Genomic DNA, 15,546 nt, shown 5'->3' with positions numbered 1-15,546 from the left:
ACAACAGATTTGTGCTGTTTTGTTTCGTTATTTACGAGGTGTGATCTTCCTATTAGTTTTTTTTATGTGGCCTACCTGTCGGGGGGTGCGGCAGTCGAATTCGACTGCCGCACCCGCGTTTTCGCTATCAGGCGCTCGCGCGCGCCACCTCGGACGCCGTCGCCCGCGCAACCGCGGCGAGGCTCGGCACGATATCGAACACCGCCGCATGACCCGCCACCTCGAGCAGCCGGTCCACGCAGCGCGGACCGGTGATCAACTGAAGTCGTCGGCCGCTGCGGGCGCACCAGGATCGGGCGTCCATCAGAACCCGGAGCCCAGCAACGCCGAAGAACGTTACCTGCGACAGGTCGATGACCACCACCGCACCCGCCGTGGGCAGGGCCCCGACCAGGGACCGGCGAAGAGTATCGGCCGTCAGATAATCCACTTCACCGCCCACCGCGCACAATGTGATCGAATCCATCGGCGGTAAGACCACGATGGACAGACGTTCGGTGGTTTGTCCGGATTCGCGCACGGCAGCCGTGCTGTCATCCGAGGAAACTGAAACTATCGGCATGAGGGACCTCAGTCCGTCGCACCCGCCACCAAAAACCTTGCAGGCGGGATCTTTTCGCCCGATCCAACTATGGACCAAGACTGGGCTGGTTACTCAACCGTGACCTATGAGTACCCAAACCGAAAGCTCCGTACACATCGAGTTGGCCCGAGTGCGACCGCCGTCATATCACGTGGTGGCAGTACTAGCGGCGGCGAGCAGCGAACCCGGGCCAGCCGGAAGCAACCGGAGGTTGCGGTTGCATTCGTCCGACCCGGTCCGCGTCGTGTCTACGCCGACTTCTCCCGGCGCTCCGCACGCTGCGCCTTGCGCGGCACGATGGTCGGCAGCACGTTGTCGTTGACGGTATCGGCGTTGACGACCACCTTGGCGACGTCATCGCGGCTGGGGATATCGAACATCGCCAGCTGCAGGACCTCCTCCATGATGGCGCGCAGGCCACGGGCGCCGGTGCCGCGCAGGATCGCCTGATCGGCGATCGCCTCGAGCGCGTCATCGGTGAACTCGAGGTCGACGCCGTCCATCTCGAAGAGCCGCACGTACTGCTTCACCAGCGCGTTCTTCGGCTCGGAGAGAATCTTGACCAGCGAATCCTTGTCCAGGTTCGTCACCGAGGCGACGACGGGCAGACGGCCGATGAATTCCGGGATCAGACCGAACTTGATCAGATCCTCGGGCATCACCTCGGCGAAGTGGTCATCGGTATCGATCTCGGCCTTGGAACGCACCTCGGCACCGAAGCCGATACCGCGGTGACCGGTGCGATCGGAGATGATCTTCTCCAGCCCGGCGAACGCGCCAGCCACGATGAAAAGCACGTTGGTGGTGTCGATCTGGATGAATTCCTGGTGCGGATGCTTGCGCCCGCCCTGCGGCGGCACGCTGGCCTGCGTGCCCTCCAGGATCTTCAGCAGCGCCTGCTGTACACCCTCACCGGAGACATCGCGGGTGATCGACGGGTTCTCGCTCTTGCGCGCGATCTTGTCGACCTCATCGATGTAGATGATGCCGGTCTCGGCCCGCTTCACGTCGTAGTCCGCGGCCTGGATCAGCTTCAGCAGGATGTTCTCGACATCCTCACCGACGTATCCGGCCTCGGTCAGCGCCGTGGCGTCGGCAATGGCGAACGGGACATTGAGCATCTTGGCCAGCGTCTGCGCCAGATAGGTCTTACCGCAGCCGGTGGGGCCGAGCATGAGAATGTTCGACTTGGCCAGCTCGACGGTCTCGCCCCGGCTGTCACGCCCCTTATCGCCCGCCTGGATGCGCTTGTAGTGGTTGTAGACGGCGACGGCGAGCGTGCGCTTGGCGGTGTCCTGCCCGATGACGTAGTTCTCGAGGAAATCCCGGATCTCGGCGGGCTTGGGCAGCTCATCGAGTTTGACCTCGCTGGACTCGGCCAGCTCTTCCTCGATGATCTCGTTGCATAGATCGATGCACTCGTCGCAGATGTACACCCCTGGTCCCGCAATGAGCTTCTTGACCTGCTTCTGGCTCTTTCCGCAGAACGAGCATTTCAGCAGATCGCCGCCATCTCCGATGCGCGCCATCTCGTGGGTCCCTACTTCCTTGTCCGCCTGCAACCGTCTATCCAGGTTGCCAGCAATCCGCCACCCTCGGGTGTAATCACGAACACCTCGAGCGAATCCGACGTTCGAGCACTGCCGTCAACCGGGAGCAAAGGTCCCTAGGTCGACCGTACCCGGTGTGCGCGACGGAGGTCGATAACTCGAGCATGTTTCTCGCCGGGGTTCTACGAGTTCTTACCACTATGGAACACGTTCACCCCGATCGACGGCCATTCGACACGCCTGGCCGCCCGCCCCGGAATGCCTTCTGCCGGACACCGTTCCGGCCGATCGACTTTCCTGAAGCAGTCCGGCCGGGCCACATGCCGAGTGGCACCTGTCCCGGCCGGAATATCCTGATATTGAGCAACTTACGAGCGATCAGCACACCACGCCATCCGGCGCGGCTTCTTACTTCTGGGCGCTGAGCTTGCGGTAGTCGAACACCGTATCGATGATCCCGTATTCCTTGGCCTCCTCGGCCGTCAGGATCTTGTCGCGGTCGGTGTCCTTGCGGATGGTGTCCGCATCCTTACCGGTGTGCCGCGCCAGCGTGGTCTCCATCAGGCGACGCATGCGCTCGATCTCGGCGGCCTGGATCTCCAGGTCCGAAACCTGCCCCTGGATACCGCCCTCCAGCGAGGGCTGGTGGATGAGGACCCGGGCGTTGGGAAGGCAGGCCCGCTTGCCGGGGGTACCGGCGGCGAGCAGCACGGCGGCGGCCGAAGCGGCCTGACCGAGGCAGACGGTGGCGACATCGGCACGCACGTACTGCATGGTGTCGTAGATCGCCATCAGCGAGGTGAACGAGCCACCGGGCGAGTTGATGTACATGGTGATGTCGCGGTCGGGATCCAGCGACTCCAGCACCAGCAGCTGCGCCATGATGTCGTTGGCCGAGGCGTCGTCGACCTGCACGCCGAGGAAGATGATGCGCTCCTCGAACAGCTTGTTGTACGGGTTGGACTCCTTGACACCGAAGCTGGAGTGCTCGATGAACGAGGGCAGGATGTAGCGCGACTGCGGGCTCGCCGCAGCGGTGCCGCCGAGACCGGCGCGCGGGTCGAACTGATTGACCATCTTCGTCTCCAAAGTCGTTGAGGGGGAACGGATCTGCGTGTTCAGTTAGTTACCCGCGCCGTTCGCCTGCGCCGCGTGGGTGATAACGCGGTCGATGAAGCCGTATTCCAGCGCCTGCGCCGCGGTGAACCAGCGGTCCCGGTCGGCGTCGGCAGTGACCTGCTCGATCGACTTGCCGGTGTGCAGCGCCTGCAGCTCGTTGAGCTCGCGCTTGGTGTGCGCGAACTGCTCGGCCATAATCGCGATATCGGCCGCGGAACCACCGATGCCCGCCGAGGGCTGGTGCATCATGATGCGCGCATGCGGCAAGGCGAACCGCTTGCCCTTGGTGCCGGCGGTGAGCAGGAACTGACCCATCGATGCGGCCAGGCCCATGCCGTAGGTGGCGATATCGCACTCGGAGAACTGCATCGTGTCGTAGATGGCCATACCCGCGGTGACCGAACCACCTGGCGAGTTGATGTAGAGCGCGATGTCCTTGGTCGGATCCTCCGCCGACAGTAGCAGGATCTGCGCGCACACCTTGTTGGCGATGTCGTCGTCGACCTGGGTGCCAAGGAAGATGATGCGCGAACGCAGCAGACGCTCGTATACCGAATCACTGAGGTTGAGACCAGCAGTGGGGGAACTCATGACGACCCCTGCCTTGTTCATTGTCACGGATACCTGCCTTCTCTCACCGGCTCGTTGCTGAGGCCGAACAGCCATCTCTGGTTCGCTTGTCACAAACATTAACGAAGCAGGGCGGCACCGAACTCCCGGTACCGCCCATCTTCGCTCACAGCGCAATAACGCACCCATCCGGGGCGTCATCACGCTGGCACTTCATGAAGTTATTCGGCACTCGCCGCGGCGGCCTCGTCGGACTCTGCCGCATCGGTGGAACCCTCAGGGGCACCGAACATTTCGGCGGTGTCCACGGTGTTGCCCTCGGAGTCGGTGACCTTCACCTTGCCGACCACACCGGCCAGCGCCTTGCCGCGGCGGACGTCGGCGAAGACCGCGCCGAGCTGACCCGCCTGCTGTACCTGCTGGATGAACTGCTCGGGCGACAGACCGTAGCGCTGCGCCTGGAACAGGATCCGCTCGGTGAGCTCCTCCTGGCCGACCTGGGTGTTGTCCGCCTCGGCGATGGCGTCCAGCAGCAGCTGGGTCTTCACCGACTTCTCGGCGGACTCCTTGGTGTCCTTGTCGAACTCCTCGCGGCTGGAACCCTGGGCCTCGAGCGCCTCGGCCAGCTTGGCCTCGTCGTGGTCGAAGCCGTGCACCGCATCGTGCAGCACAGCGTCGATCTCGGCCTGCACGACCGCCTCGGGCAGCGGCACCTCGACCTGCTCGAGCAGGGTCTCGAGCACCTTGTCGCGGATCTGACCGGCCTGCTCGACCTTCTTGACCCGCTCGACCCGGTTGCGCAGGTCTTCCTTCAGCTCGTCGAGGGTGTCGAATTCGCTGGCGAGCTGGGCGAAGTCGTCATCGGCCTCGGGCAGCTCGCGCTCCTTGACCGAGCGCACGGTGACGGTGATGACCGCCTCCTTGCCCGCATGCTCACCGGCGACCAGGGTCGAGGTGAACTCCTTGGACTCGTCGACCGAAAGGCCGATCAGCGCCTCGTCCAGGCCCTCGATCAGCTGACCGGAGCCGACCTCGTGAGACAGGCCGGTGGTGGCCGCCTCGGGCACGTCCTCGCCGTCGACGGTGGCCGAGAGATCGATGGAGACGAAGTCGCCGTTCTGGACCGGACGCTCGACACCGGTCAGGGTGCCGAAGCGCTGGCGCAGCGACTGCAGCTGCTCCTCGATGTCCTCGTCACCGATGGTGAACGAATCGACGGTCACCTCGATGCCGTCGTAGGCGGGCAGGGTGATCTCGGGGCGCACGTCGACCTCGGCGGTGAACGCCAGCTCCTGGCCGTCCTCGATCTTGGTGATCTCGATCTCGGGCTGGCCGATGACCTTGACCTCGGAGGTGGTGACGGCCTCGCTGTAGCGGCCGGGCAGCACGTCGTTGACGACCTGCTCCAGGATCGCGCCGCGGCCCAGGCGGGCCTCGATGAGCTTGGCCGGGGCCTTGCCCGGACGGAAGCCGGGGATGCGGACCTGGTTGGCCAGCGCCTTGTAGGCCTTGTCGAAGTCCGGCTTCAGCTCCTCGAAAGGCACCTCGACGTTGATCCGGACCCGGGTCGGGCTCAGCTGCTCGACGGTGCTCTTCACGGACATGCTCCTTGTTCGTTGGTTCTGGTCGACTTGCTAGGGGTAATCACGAGCGAAATCGCCGCACGAGTTAACGTGCGCATCTCGACCAGGTTAGTTGACCGGTCGCGGCGGGCTGCAGGCAGCACCACCGCCGAGCACCCCGCGCCGTCGTCATTTGCCGACCGCGACCGCGTCGGTGACGAAGACCAGCGTCTCGTTGGGCTTGATGCCATTGCCACCTGCGCCGTAGCCGAGGTTCGGCGGGATGATCAGCAGCCGCCGCGCGCCCGCCTGCACACCGACCAGGCCCTGCTCCCAGCCCGGAATGACCTGTCCGGCGCCCAGCGTGAGCTGGAACGGCTTGCCGCGGTCGAACGAGCTGTCCAGCTTCTTCTTATCCGACCAGGTGATCAGCGTGTAGTTCATGGTGAGGGGCTGACCGGCGACCGCACCCGGACCGCTGCCCGCGACCAGATCCTTGACGACGAGTTGGGTCGGCGCGGTGCAGGTGTCGGGGATGGTGATCTTCGGAGTGGCGCCGAAACCGCCGACCACCACGATGTCATCGGCGGTGCATTCGGCTCCGGTGGGCTGCGCGGGCAGCTGGCCGAAGGTGGGCTGCGCCGACGCCTTGGCGGGCGATGAGGCTGTCGCCGACGACGTGGCCGTCGAGCCTTTGTCATTGTCCGAGCCACAGGCGGCCAGCGCGAATGTCGCGGCGGCGATGGTGCCGATACCGATGATCCTGCGCAGTGTTTGCATGTGGCGGACCATAATCCACCCCGCATCGCCTCACCCGAGCCGCCCTTTCGATAGGGCGAGGACCGATGGCACCGGATCGGGTGACCTCCGGCACGAGACGGGCCGACCCCCGACGCGGGACGGTGAGAACCGATCGGCGCGGGGCCCCGCGTGGGTAGGCTGGCGGTGAATTCTCCATCCGGCGTTATCGATCGACGTCGGCAACCGTGCAGGACCCGTGACAGGCGGTCCATCGAGGTGCCGCTTGCGATGCCCGAGTGTGAGGAGAGTCGGCGTATGACGCAGATGGCCAGTGTCGGGGGCGATACCTCGGCCGACAATGTCGCCAGCAGTGGCGGTGCCACCGTCGCACCACAGCCGTATCGGCTCGGGGAGGTTTCCGGCCCCCTTGGACATACGGAGCTGGAATCGATCGACGCGTGGTGGCGTGCCGCGAACTATCTCGCGGTCGGCCAGATCTATCTCATGCGCAATCCGCTGCTGCGCGAACCGCTGCGCGCCGAACACATCAAGCCGCGGCTGCTCGGCCATTTCGGCACCGTGCCCGGCCTGAACCTGGTCTGGGTGCATGCGAATCGGGCGATCCGCCAGCGCGATCTGAATGCCGTCTTCGTGGCCGGTCCCGGGCACGGCGGGCCGGGGCCGAATGCATGCGCATGGCTGGAGGGGACGTATTCGGAGCTCTACAGCCATGTACCGCAGGATGAAACCGGGATGGGCGCGCTGTTTGCACAGTTCTCCTTCCCCGGTGGCGTGCCGAGTCACTGTGCGCCGGAAACACCTGGTTCCTTCCACGAGGGCGGTGAGCTCGGCTATTCGCTGCTGCACGCATTCGGGGCGGCGCTCGACAATCCGGATCTGACGGTGTTCTGCGTGGTCGGCGACGGCGAGGCGGAGACCGGGCCGCTCGCGACGAGCTGGCATGCCAACAAATTCCTCAACCCGGTGCGCGACGGGGCGGTGCTGCCGATTCTCGCGTTGAATCAGTACAAGATCGCCAATCCGACCATCCTGGCGCGCATTCCGGAGTCGGAATTGCTGACCCTGCTGCGCGGATACGGCTACGAGCCGATCGTCGTCGCGGGCAGCGACCCGGCGCGGGTCCACCAGGAGATGGCGATCGCCGTTGACGCCTGTCTGGATCGCATCGCGGAGATTCAGCACATCGCCCGCGCGGGAACCGATGGGGTGCGCCCGATCTGGCCGATGATCGTGCTGCGCACGCCGAAGGGGTGGACCTGTCCGCCGGTGGTCGACGGCGATCAGGTCGAGGGCACATTCCGCGCACATCAGGTGCCACTGGCGGCCGCGCGCACCGATGACCGGCACCGCGCGGTGCTCGAGCAGTGGTTGCGGGCCTATCGGCCGGAGCAGCTGTTCGATGAGTCGGGCAGGCCGGTTCCGGCACTGCTCGAGCTGGTGCCCGATGGTGATCGGCGGCTGAGCGCGAATCCAATTGCCAACGGGGGCAGGCTCGTTCGAGACCTGCGCTTGCCGGATTGGCGTTCCTATGGCGTCGAGGTACCGGAGCCGGGTGCGACGCAGCACGAGGCGACCCGGGTGCTCGGCGGCTGGCTGCGCGATGTCACCGCACGCAATACCGATAACTTCCTCACCTTCGCCCCCGACGAGCTGGCCAGCAATCGGCTGCAGGACATTCTGGAGGTAACCGGGCGCGACTGGCAGGCCGAAATCGGCGAATTCGATGTGGCCCTGGACCGGGGCGGGCGGGTTATCGAGGTGCTCTCCGAGCATATGTGCCAGGGACTGCTCGAGGGCTATCTGCTGACCGGCAGACACGGGGTTTTCACCTGCTACGAGGCATTCATCCACATTGTCGACGCGATGTTCAATCAGCACGCCAAATGGCTGGACGCGAGTGCGGCGGTCCCATGGCGGCAGCCCATCGCGAGCCTGAATTACCTATTGTCGTCACATGTTTGGCGCCAGGACCACAATGGTTTCACCCATCAGGATCCCGGATTCCTGGATGTGGTGCTGAACAAGAAGCCCTCGATCGTGCGGGTGTATCTGCCGCCGGACGCGAATACGCTGCTGTCGACCTACGACCACTGTCTGCGCTCGCGGCATTACGTCAATGTGGTGGTCGCGGGGAAACAGCCACAGGCCGACTGGCTCTCGGTTTCCGATGCCGCGGTGCACTGTGCGCGCGGTGCCGGAATCTGGGAGTGGGCCGGACAGCACGACGATCCTGGCACCTCCCCCGATGTCGTACTCGCCTGTGCTGGCGATATACCGACGTTGGAAACGCTTGCGGCGGTGGCGATTCTGCGTGCGCGGCTGCCGCAACTGCGTATCCGGGTGGTGAATGTGGTCGACCTGATGCGACTGCAACCCGCGGACGAACATCCACATGGACTGTCCGACAGTGAGTTCGACGCACTGTTCACGCGGGACCGTCCGGTGATCTTCGCGTTCCACGGATATCCGTGGCTGATCCACCGCCTGACCTACCGCCGCACCAACCACGGCGACATGCACGTGCGCGGATACATCGAAAAGGGAACCACCACAACACCTTTCGATATGGTCATGCTCAACAACCTGGACCGGTACCACTTGGTGATGGACGTCATCGACCGGGTGCCGACGCTGCGAGAGCAGGCGGCCGGGCTGCGGCAGGAAATGGTCGACGCCCGCTGGAATGCTCGCGCGTGGACTCGCGAACACGGCGAGGACATCCCGGCCGTCGCCAACTGGACCTGGCCGGACGTCAGTCTCTGATCAGCTCACCGAAACCTCCTTGCGTGCGGTCTGCGGCTCGGCGACGATCGCAAGATGCTGTTGACGATCACCTGCACACCGCCGGAGGGCGCGGCTTGGCCCGCGACCGATCTGGGCTTCTTGCTGCACAAGAATCCTGACCGGGTGCAGGCGTTCGAGCAGTCCTACGGCACCGCGCATATCGTGTATCCGGAGGCCACCGCCGCCCGATGCACGGCGGCGCTGCTGTTGGAGATCGATCCGATTCGGTTGGTGCGCGGGCGTTCCCGCAGCACACCGGATTTCAGCCTCGGCCAGTATGTCAACGACCGGCCCTACGCGGCGTCGTCACTGCTGTCGGTCGCACTCGGCGCGGTATTCCGCACCGCCTTGCACGGCCGCTGCGACCAGCGACCCGAATTGGTGCGCACCGCGCTGCCGCTCCGGATGGCCTTGCCCGCGGTGCCGTGCAAGGGCGGACCGGAGGCGGCCGAGCGGGTCTTCGCGCCGCTGGGCTGGAGCGTGATCGCCGAACCACTCCCCCTCGATCCGGCCTTCCCGGAATGGGGCGATTCGCATTACGTGCGATTGGAGCTCACCGGCACCATCCGCCTGGCCGACGCACTCACGCACCTGTACGTCCTACTGCCGGTGCTCGATGGCGCCAAGCATTACTGGCTGGCCGCCGACGAGGTCGACAAGCTCATCCGCGCGGGTGCCGGCTGGCTCGCCGACCATCCGGAACGCGCCTGGATCACGCGGCGCTACCTGGCTCGACGCCAGTCGCTGGTGCGCACCGCGCTGGCGCGGCTCGCCGAGGTCGACGATGTGGAGCCGGAGGAGCTCGATGCGGTCGAGGAAGGTTTCGACGAGGCGCTGGAGACAGCCGACGACACGATCGTGTCCGACGATGTGAACAGTGGCGGAGCATCGGCGGACCGGTCGGGTGAATCCGTTGAAACCGGCACTGCGCCTGTAGTTTTCGCGGTATCTACCGAAGGGGCGAGCTCCGAGTCCGAGGATGTGTTCGACAATGCCGGGCGCGACGTGTTCCCGGCGACCGAGGATGCCATGTCGATCGACGCCGCAGTGACACAGCGCGCGTCCACCGAAGACGCGGTAGCACAGTCCACGCCGATCGAGGACGCGATTGCACAGCCCGCATCCACCGAGAACGCGGTTGCACAGTCCACGCCGATCGAGGACGCGATGGCACACCCCGCATCCACCGAGAACGCAGCAGCACAGCCCACATCCACCAAGGACGTGGCGGAACAGCCAACATCGACGGAGGCTGTGGAGATAGCGGGCACCGCGATAGGGAGCGACGAGCGTACGCCGTCGCTGGCGGTTATGCGGCGGGCCGCGGTATTGGCCGCGCTGCGGGAGGTCGGGGCGCATCGGGTGCTCGATCTCGGCTGCGGGGAGGGGGCACTATTGCGGGAATTGTTGGCGGACAAGGCTTTTACCGACGTTGTCGGGGTAGACGTATCGATGCGGGCACTGAATATCACCAAGCGGCGGTTGCGGCTGGATCGGATGCCGGAGCGGGTGGCGCGGCGGTTGACATTGCTCCAGGGGGCGCTGACGTATACCGATGCGCGACTGCACGGGTATGACGCGGCGGTGCTGATGGAGGTCGTCGAGCATATCGACGAGCCACGGCTGGCCGCCCTCGAATATGCCGTATTCGGCTCGGCTACACCGGGTTCGGTAATCGTGACAACGCCGAACGCGGAGCACAACGTGGTATACGAAACACTTCCGGCGGGCAAGTTCCGGCATTCCGATCACCGGTTCGAATGGACCCGTGCGGAATTCGCGGACTGGGCATCCCGCGTGGCCGCACGGTACGGGTACGCGGTGCGATTCGAGCCCGTCGGTGTCGAACATCCCGAATTCGGCCCGCCCACGCAGCTGGCGCTGTTCACCAGGGCCGCGACGTCCGACGATACAACGAGAGGAGCGGCGTGATGACCGAACTGGCGGTCCCGGAGCTCTCACTTGTCGTGCTGATCGGTAGCACCGGCTCCGGGAAATCGACATTCGCGCACAAACACTTTCGGCACACCGCAATCGTTTCGTCGGACGCCTGTCGCGGCGTCGTCAGCGATGACGAGAACGATCAGTCCGCGACGCCGGATGCCTTCGCACTGCTGCACCATATCGCCGGTATCCGACTGCGGCGCGGACTGCGCACCGTTATCGATGCCACCAATGTGCAGCCCAAGGCGCGTCAGGAACTGATCGCGGTGGCGCGGGCGCACGATGTGCTGCCGGTGGCGATCGTGCTCGACGTCGCCGACGACGTGTGCTTCGAACGCAATGCGCTACGCCCCGACCGGTCACACCTGGCCCGGCACGTGGTCACCAGACAACAGCGCGAACTGCGCCGAGGTCTGCGCGGTCTGGAACGCGAGGGCTTCCGGAAGGTCTACATACTGCGCGGAGCCGAGGAGATCGAGTCCGCCACCATTGTCGACGAAAAGGCGTGGAACGACAGGCGTGACCGCACCGGACCGTTCGACGTGATCGGCGATGTGCACGGCTGCCGCACCGAATTGGAGACGCTGCTCGGGGAACTCGGCTACCAGCTGGCGCGCGACGATGCGGGACGTGCGGTCGGCGCGAGTCACCCGGCCGGACGCACCGCGGTATTCGTCGGCGATCTGGTCGATCGTGGGCCGGATACCCCCGGCGTGTTGCGACTCGTCATGGGCATGGTGCGCGCGGGAACGGCGCTGTGCGTCACCGGAAATCATGAGAACAAGCTGGTGCGTGCGCTCGATGGCAAGAAGGTGCGCATCGCACACGGGCTCGCGGAATCGCTGGCCCAGTTAGCGGCCGAGGACGAGGACTTCCGCAAGGCGGCGCTGGACTTCTGCCGCGGTCTGATCAGCCACTACGTACTCGACGGCGGCCGGTTGGTGGTCGCGCATGCCGGACTCAAAGAGGAGTACCACGGGCGTGCGTCCGGGCGGGTTCGCGCCTTCGCCATGTACGGCGAATCCACCGGGGAGACCGATGAATACGGCCTTCCGGTGCGTTATCCGTGGGCCGAGGACTACCGTGGCCGTGCCACTGTGTTGTACGGCCACACGCCGGTGACCGACCTGCGCTGGGTGAACAACACCCTGTGCCTGGATACCGGCGTCGTCTTCGGCGGCAAGCTCTCGGCCCTGCGCTATCCGGAGCGCGTACCGGTTTCGGTTCCGGCCGAGCGGGTTTGGTACGAGCCGGTGCGGCCGCTGGCGGCCACCACCATCGCGACACCCGGCGGTGTCGTGCACCGCGATCCGGGCGTACTCGACCTGGACGATGTCATGGGTCGCCGGGTGGTGGAAACCCGCCAGCACGGCCGCGTCGGTGTGCAGGAGGAGAACGCCGGGGCCGCATTGGAGGTGATGAGCCGCTTCGCGATCGATCCGCGGTGGCTGGTGTACCTGCCCCCGACCATGGCACCGTGTGCGACCACCCAGCTGGACGGCTACCTCGAACATCCTGCCGAGGCCTTCGACTACTACCGGTCCGAGGGCGTGCGGCACGTGGTGTGCGAGGAGAAGCACATGGGTTCGCGCGCAATCGTGCTGGTGACACGTTCGGCGCGGACCGCGGCCGACCGGTTCGGCGTCGACGACGGCAGCACCGGTGCGCTCTATACCCGCACCGGACGCCCGTTCTTCGATGACACGGCGCAGACCGAGGAACTGCTCACGCGAGTGCGTGCCGCAGCCGAATCCGCGAGCCTGTTCGAGGAATTGCACACCGATTGGCTGCTGCTGGATGCCGAGGTGATGCCGTGGTCGGCCAAAGCCGTTGGCCTGCTGCGCAATCAGTACGCCGCCGTCGGCGCGGCGGCGCGCGCCGCACTCGATACGGCGACCGATCTGCTGGCCGCCGTCACCGCCCGCGGCCTGGATGTCGCCGATCTCGCGGACCGCACCATGGCACGCAAAACCGACGCGGCGGCCTTCACCGCCGCCTATGGCCGCTACTGCTGGTCGGTCGATGGCCTGGCCGGACTACGAATCGCACCGTTCCAGATCCTGGCCGGTTCGGGCGTCAATTACGCAGTGCGCGACCATGATTGGCACCTGTCGCAGATCGACCGCCTGGTGGCCGCCGACGCCGAGCTGTTCACCCCGACCGGCCGGATGGTCGTCGATTTGACCGATCCGGCCAGCGCGGCCACCGCCACTTCCTGGTGGATCGAACTGACCACGGCAGGCGGCGAGGGCATGGTGGTGAAGCCGTACGACGCGATGGTCCGCGGCGACGGTGATCGGCTGGTGCAACCGGGCATGAAATGCCGTGGCCCCGAATATCTTCGGATCATCTATGGCCCAGAGTACCTGCGTGACAACAACTTGCGCCGACTGCGCACCCGCAGCCTCGGCCGCAAACGCTCAATGGCACTGCGGGAGTATGCATTGGGACTGGAGGCACTCGACCGTTTCGTCACGGGTGAACCACTCTGGCGCGTGCACGAGGCCGTGTTCGCGGTCCTCGCACTCGAGTCCGAGCCGGTCGACCCGCGCCTCTAACAAGCCGCGATTGCACGCGCGCCGATCGGATGACCGGCGTGCAACCTCCTGCCGGAAGGCATGGCAGACCAGGTGGATCTGGCCGAGAAATTGCCTCACTTGTCGACTCTGCTCGCGGCGCGGTCTGTGACGGCCGGGCCGATATGCCCCTCGGCATCCGCCCCTACGATGCGATGACGCCCGGCCGGAACGGCGTATCCACCGCCCTGGCCACGACGTACAGCGCCATCGCCAATGACCCCCTGACCGGCCACCGCCGTCTGCTGCGTCCAGAACCCACCCCCCGCATCGCCAAAATGGCACCGAACAGCCACTCCGCCCAACCACCAATCCGCACCCAAAACACACCGGTCATCCGCCGAGAATGCGCTGATGCAGGTGCACTCTCGATGTTTACCTGCGTGAGCGCATGGTGATCGCTTGTCCAAGCGGGTGCGTGGGGGCGAGGTTAGGGGGTGGGGGGTTTAGGCCGAGGGAGCGGATCAGGTGGCGGATTTCGTTGTGGTAGAGCTTGGCGGGGTGGGTGGTTTGGGAGCGTAGGTGGCCGAGGATTTCCAGGGAGACCAGGCCGTGCAGGTGGCCCCAGATGCGTAGGGCGATGGCTACTGCGGCTGGGGGGAGGTTTGGGAATTCCGTTTTTACCTCGCCGACGAGTTTCGGGTCGAAGTCGGACCACTCGAAACCGTTATCGGCGTAGTGCTTTTCGGCGTGTGGCCAGGCGCCTGCGGCCAAGCCGGTGAGGCCGGCGCATACGCGGTGCTCCGCGTCGGGGGCCGCGCCGCCTTCCGGGGGCCGGTAGTTGGGCACCGGATCACCGTAGATGAGGCGGAAGCCGGGCGAGTTCGCCAGGGACCAATCGCGAAATGCGCAGGCCCAAGCGAAGATTCGGCCGGAGGCGTCGGTCGCGGGGCGCGCGTCGCGGGCGGCTTCGACCGCGTCGGCGAGGTCGGAGTAGACATCGTTGATCAGGGCGGTGACCAGGTCGTCACGAGGCCGTCGCCCGCGGCCACCACGTCACCGCGTTCACCAGGGACGCGAGTCGAATCGCAGATAAACAGCCGAATGTCACCTGGCAGAGCCTCGACGTCTTCGACAGCGCGGCCATCGCCGCGGCACTGCCCGGCATGGACGTCCTCATCAGCTGCTACCAACCAGGAAATGCCGCAACGGATTTCCCTGGCACCGTCGCCCAGTCGATCGCCGACCCGACGGTTTACGGGAGCGCCGCACGCTCGCTCCTGAGCGCACTCGACACACATCCGCGAACCCGTCTGATCGTGGTCGGCGGCGCGGGCAGCCTGGAGTACGAGCCGGGCCGCGTCACCGCCGATGACGACCAGCGCCTCACGGACACCCTCGATGACCTGGGTCTACCCCGCGAATATGCCGCCGCGGTGCGCGGCCATCGCGCCGCCCTCGATGTCCTGCGCACCTCGAACCGGCTCTGGACCTACCTCAGCCCGGCCGAACTGATCGCCCCCGGCGAACGCACCGGCCGCTACCGGATCGGCGGCGACCAGCCGGTCCGCGATACCGACGGCCGCAGCCGCATCTCGATCGAGGACGCCGCCGTCGCCCTGCTCGACGAAGTCGAGCTGCCGCGATTCATCCAGCGCCGCTTCACCATCGGCTACTAGCAGCACACCTGCGCACCGGCCGTCCGAACGGCGGCCGGTGCGCGGCTTCAGCTTTCGCGCTTCAACTTGCGCCAGCCGCCCGCCCGATTGTTCGCGATGATCTGTTCGAACATCGCGAGAAGTGCTGGGGCATTGAGCTTTTCACCGTCATGGATAGCCACGGTGCGGCCGGTCTTGTTCTCGTGACCGCCGGTGATGATGCCCTCGGGATCGGGCACGATGCCGCCGTCGTACAGGAACACATTCACGTGCGTCTTCGCCGCGAGCAGTGCGCAGATATTGCCGTCCAGCACGAAGTACGGCTGCACGGTGCGTTTGATGGTTTCGACGACCTCGGGATCGGCGGCGTGCACCAGCTCGCGAACCTCGTGACAGATCGCCTGCTGCCACTCGGGTAGCGGGTCGATATAGGCGTCGACGCGCGAGTCCTTCCGATAGGACATACGCCGATCCAAGCACAATCACCGGGCGCGTTGG

11 protein-coding genes and 1 pseudogene are annotated in these 15,546 nt (G+C 65.6%); 4 read left to right on the top strand and 8 right to left on the bottom strand.

Annotated elements, in window-relative coordinates:
• Window positions 1-127: 127 nt before the first annotated feature.
• The 6 genes from ACWEO2_RS27080 to ACWEO2_RS27055 all read right to left on the bottom strand — a co-directional run bounded on the left by ACWEO2_RS27080 (window position 128) and on the right by ACWEO2_RS27055 (window position 6,164).
• Window positions 128-562, bottom strand: a complete 435-nt coding sequence (locus tag ACWEO2_RS27080; protein WP_452407863.1) for an STAS domain-containing protein — start codon at window positions 560-562, stop codon at window positions 128-130.
• 269 nt (window positions 563-831) lie between these two features.
• On the bottom strand, window positions 832-2,112 hold the full coding sequence (clpX, locus tag ACWEO2_RS27075; protein ID WP_063044679.1) for an ATP-dependent Clp protease ATP-binding subunit ClpX: 1,281 nt from the start codon (window positions 2,110-2,112) through the stop codon (window positions 832-834).
• 429 nt (window positions 2,113-2,541) lie between these two features.
• Window positions 2,542-3,210 (bottom strand): ATP-dependent Clp protease proteolytic subunit, encoded by a 669-nt coding sequence (locus ACWEO2_RS27070; protein ID WP_452407862.1) that lies wholly within the window; start codon window positions 3,208-3,210, stop codon window positions 2,542-2,544.
• A 45-nt stretch (window positions 3,211-3,255) separates the two neighbouring features.
• A complete protein-coding gene (locus ACWEO2_RS27065) occupies window positions 3,256-3,843 on the bottom strand; it encodes an ATP-dependent Clp protease proteolytic subunit (protein WP_355181154.1) in 588 nt (195 codons plus the stop codon).
• A 200-nt stretch (window positions 3,844-4,043) separates the two neighbouring features.
• Window positions 4,044-5,420: a trigger factor gene (gene tig / locus ACWEO2_RS27060; RefSeq protein ID WP_452407861.1), complete on the bottom strand. Its 1,377-nt coding sequence runs from the start codon at window positions 5,418-5,420 to the stop codon at window positions 4,044-4,046.
• A 153-nt stretch (window positions 5,421-5,573) separates the two neighbouring features.
• A complete protein-coding gene (locus ACWEO2_RS27055) occupies window positions 5,574-6,164 on the bottom strand; it encodes an FKBP-type peptidyl-prolyl cis-trans isomerase (RefSeq protein ID WP_354960996.1) in 591 nt (196 codons plus the stop codon).
• A gap of 276 nt (window positions 6,165-6,440) precedes the next feature.
• Between ACWEO2_RS27055 and ACWEO2_RS27050 the strand changes: the two genes are divergently transcribed.
• The 3 genes from ACWEO2_RS27050 to ACWEO2_RS27040 are packed head-to-tail and all read left to right on the top strand — an operon-like array spanning window position 6,441 to window position 13,432.
• Entirely contained in the window at window positions 6,441-8,909 is a 2,469-nt protein-coding gene (locus tag ACWEO2_RS27050; RefSeq protein WP_452407860.1) for a phosphoketolase family protein, read from the top strand.
• A 54-nt stretch (window positions 8,910-8,963) separates the two neighbouring features.
• Window positions 8,964-10,862, top strand: a complete 1,899-nt coding sequence (locus ACWEO2_RS27045) for a 3' terminal RNA ribose 2'-O-methyltransferase Hen1 (RefSeq protein WP_452407859.1) — start codon at window positions 8,964-8,966, stop codon at window positions 10,860-10,862.
• On the top strand, window positions 10,862-13,432 hold the full coding sequence (locus tag ACWEO2_RS27040; RefSeq protein ID WP_452407858.1) for a polynucleotide kinase-phosphatase: 2,571 nt from the start codon (window positions 10,862-10,864) through the stop codon (window positions 13,430-13,432). Before ACWEO2_RS27045 ends, ACWEO2_RS27040 begins: the two co-directional genes overlap by 1 nt.
• A 393-nt stretch (window positions 13,433-13,825) precedes the next feature.
• Here the strand turns inward: ACWEO2_RS27040 and ACWEO2_RS27035 are convergent, their stop codons facing one another.
• Window positions 13,826-14,317 (bottom strand): TetR-like C-terminal domain-containing protein, encoded by a 492-nt coding sequence (locus ACWEO2_RS27035; RefSeq protein WP_452407875.1) that lies wholly within the window; start codon window positions 14,315-14,317, stop codon window positions 13,826-13,828.
• 116 nt (window positions 14,318-14,433) lie between these two features.
• Here ACWEO2_RS27035 and ACWEO2_RS27030 point away from each other — a divergent pair.
• Window positions 14,434-15,069 (top strand): annotated as a pseudogene (locus ACWEO2_RS27030) (NAD(P)-dependent oxidoreductase); the annotation flags it as partial.
• Between the two features lie 47 nt (window positions 15,070-15,116).
• Here the strand turns inward: ACWEO2_RS27030 and ACWEO2_RS27025 are convergent.
• On the bottom strand, window positions 15,117-15,512 hold the full coding sequence (locus ACWEO2_RS27025) for a DUF1801 domain-containing protein (protein WP_452407857.1): 396 nt from the start codon (window positions 15,510-15,512) through the stop codon (window positions 15,117-15,119).
• Window positions 15,513-15,546 lie beyond the last annotated feature (34 nt).

Source organism: Nocardia sp. NPDC004278 (genome assembly GCF_053602975.1).
The sequence above is the reverse complement of the archived record's forward strand: the minus strand, read 5'-3'. Positions and strand labels throughout refer to the sequence as shown.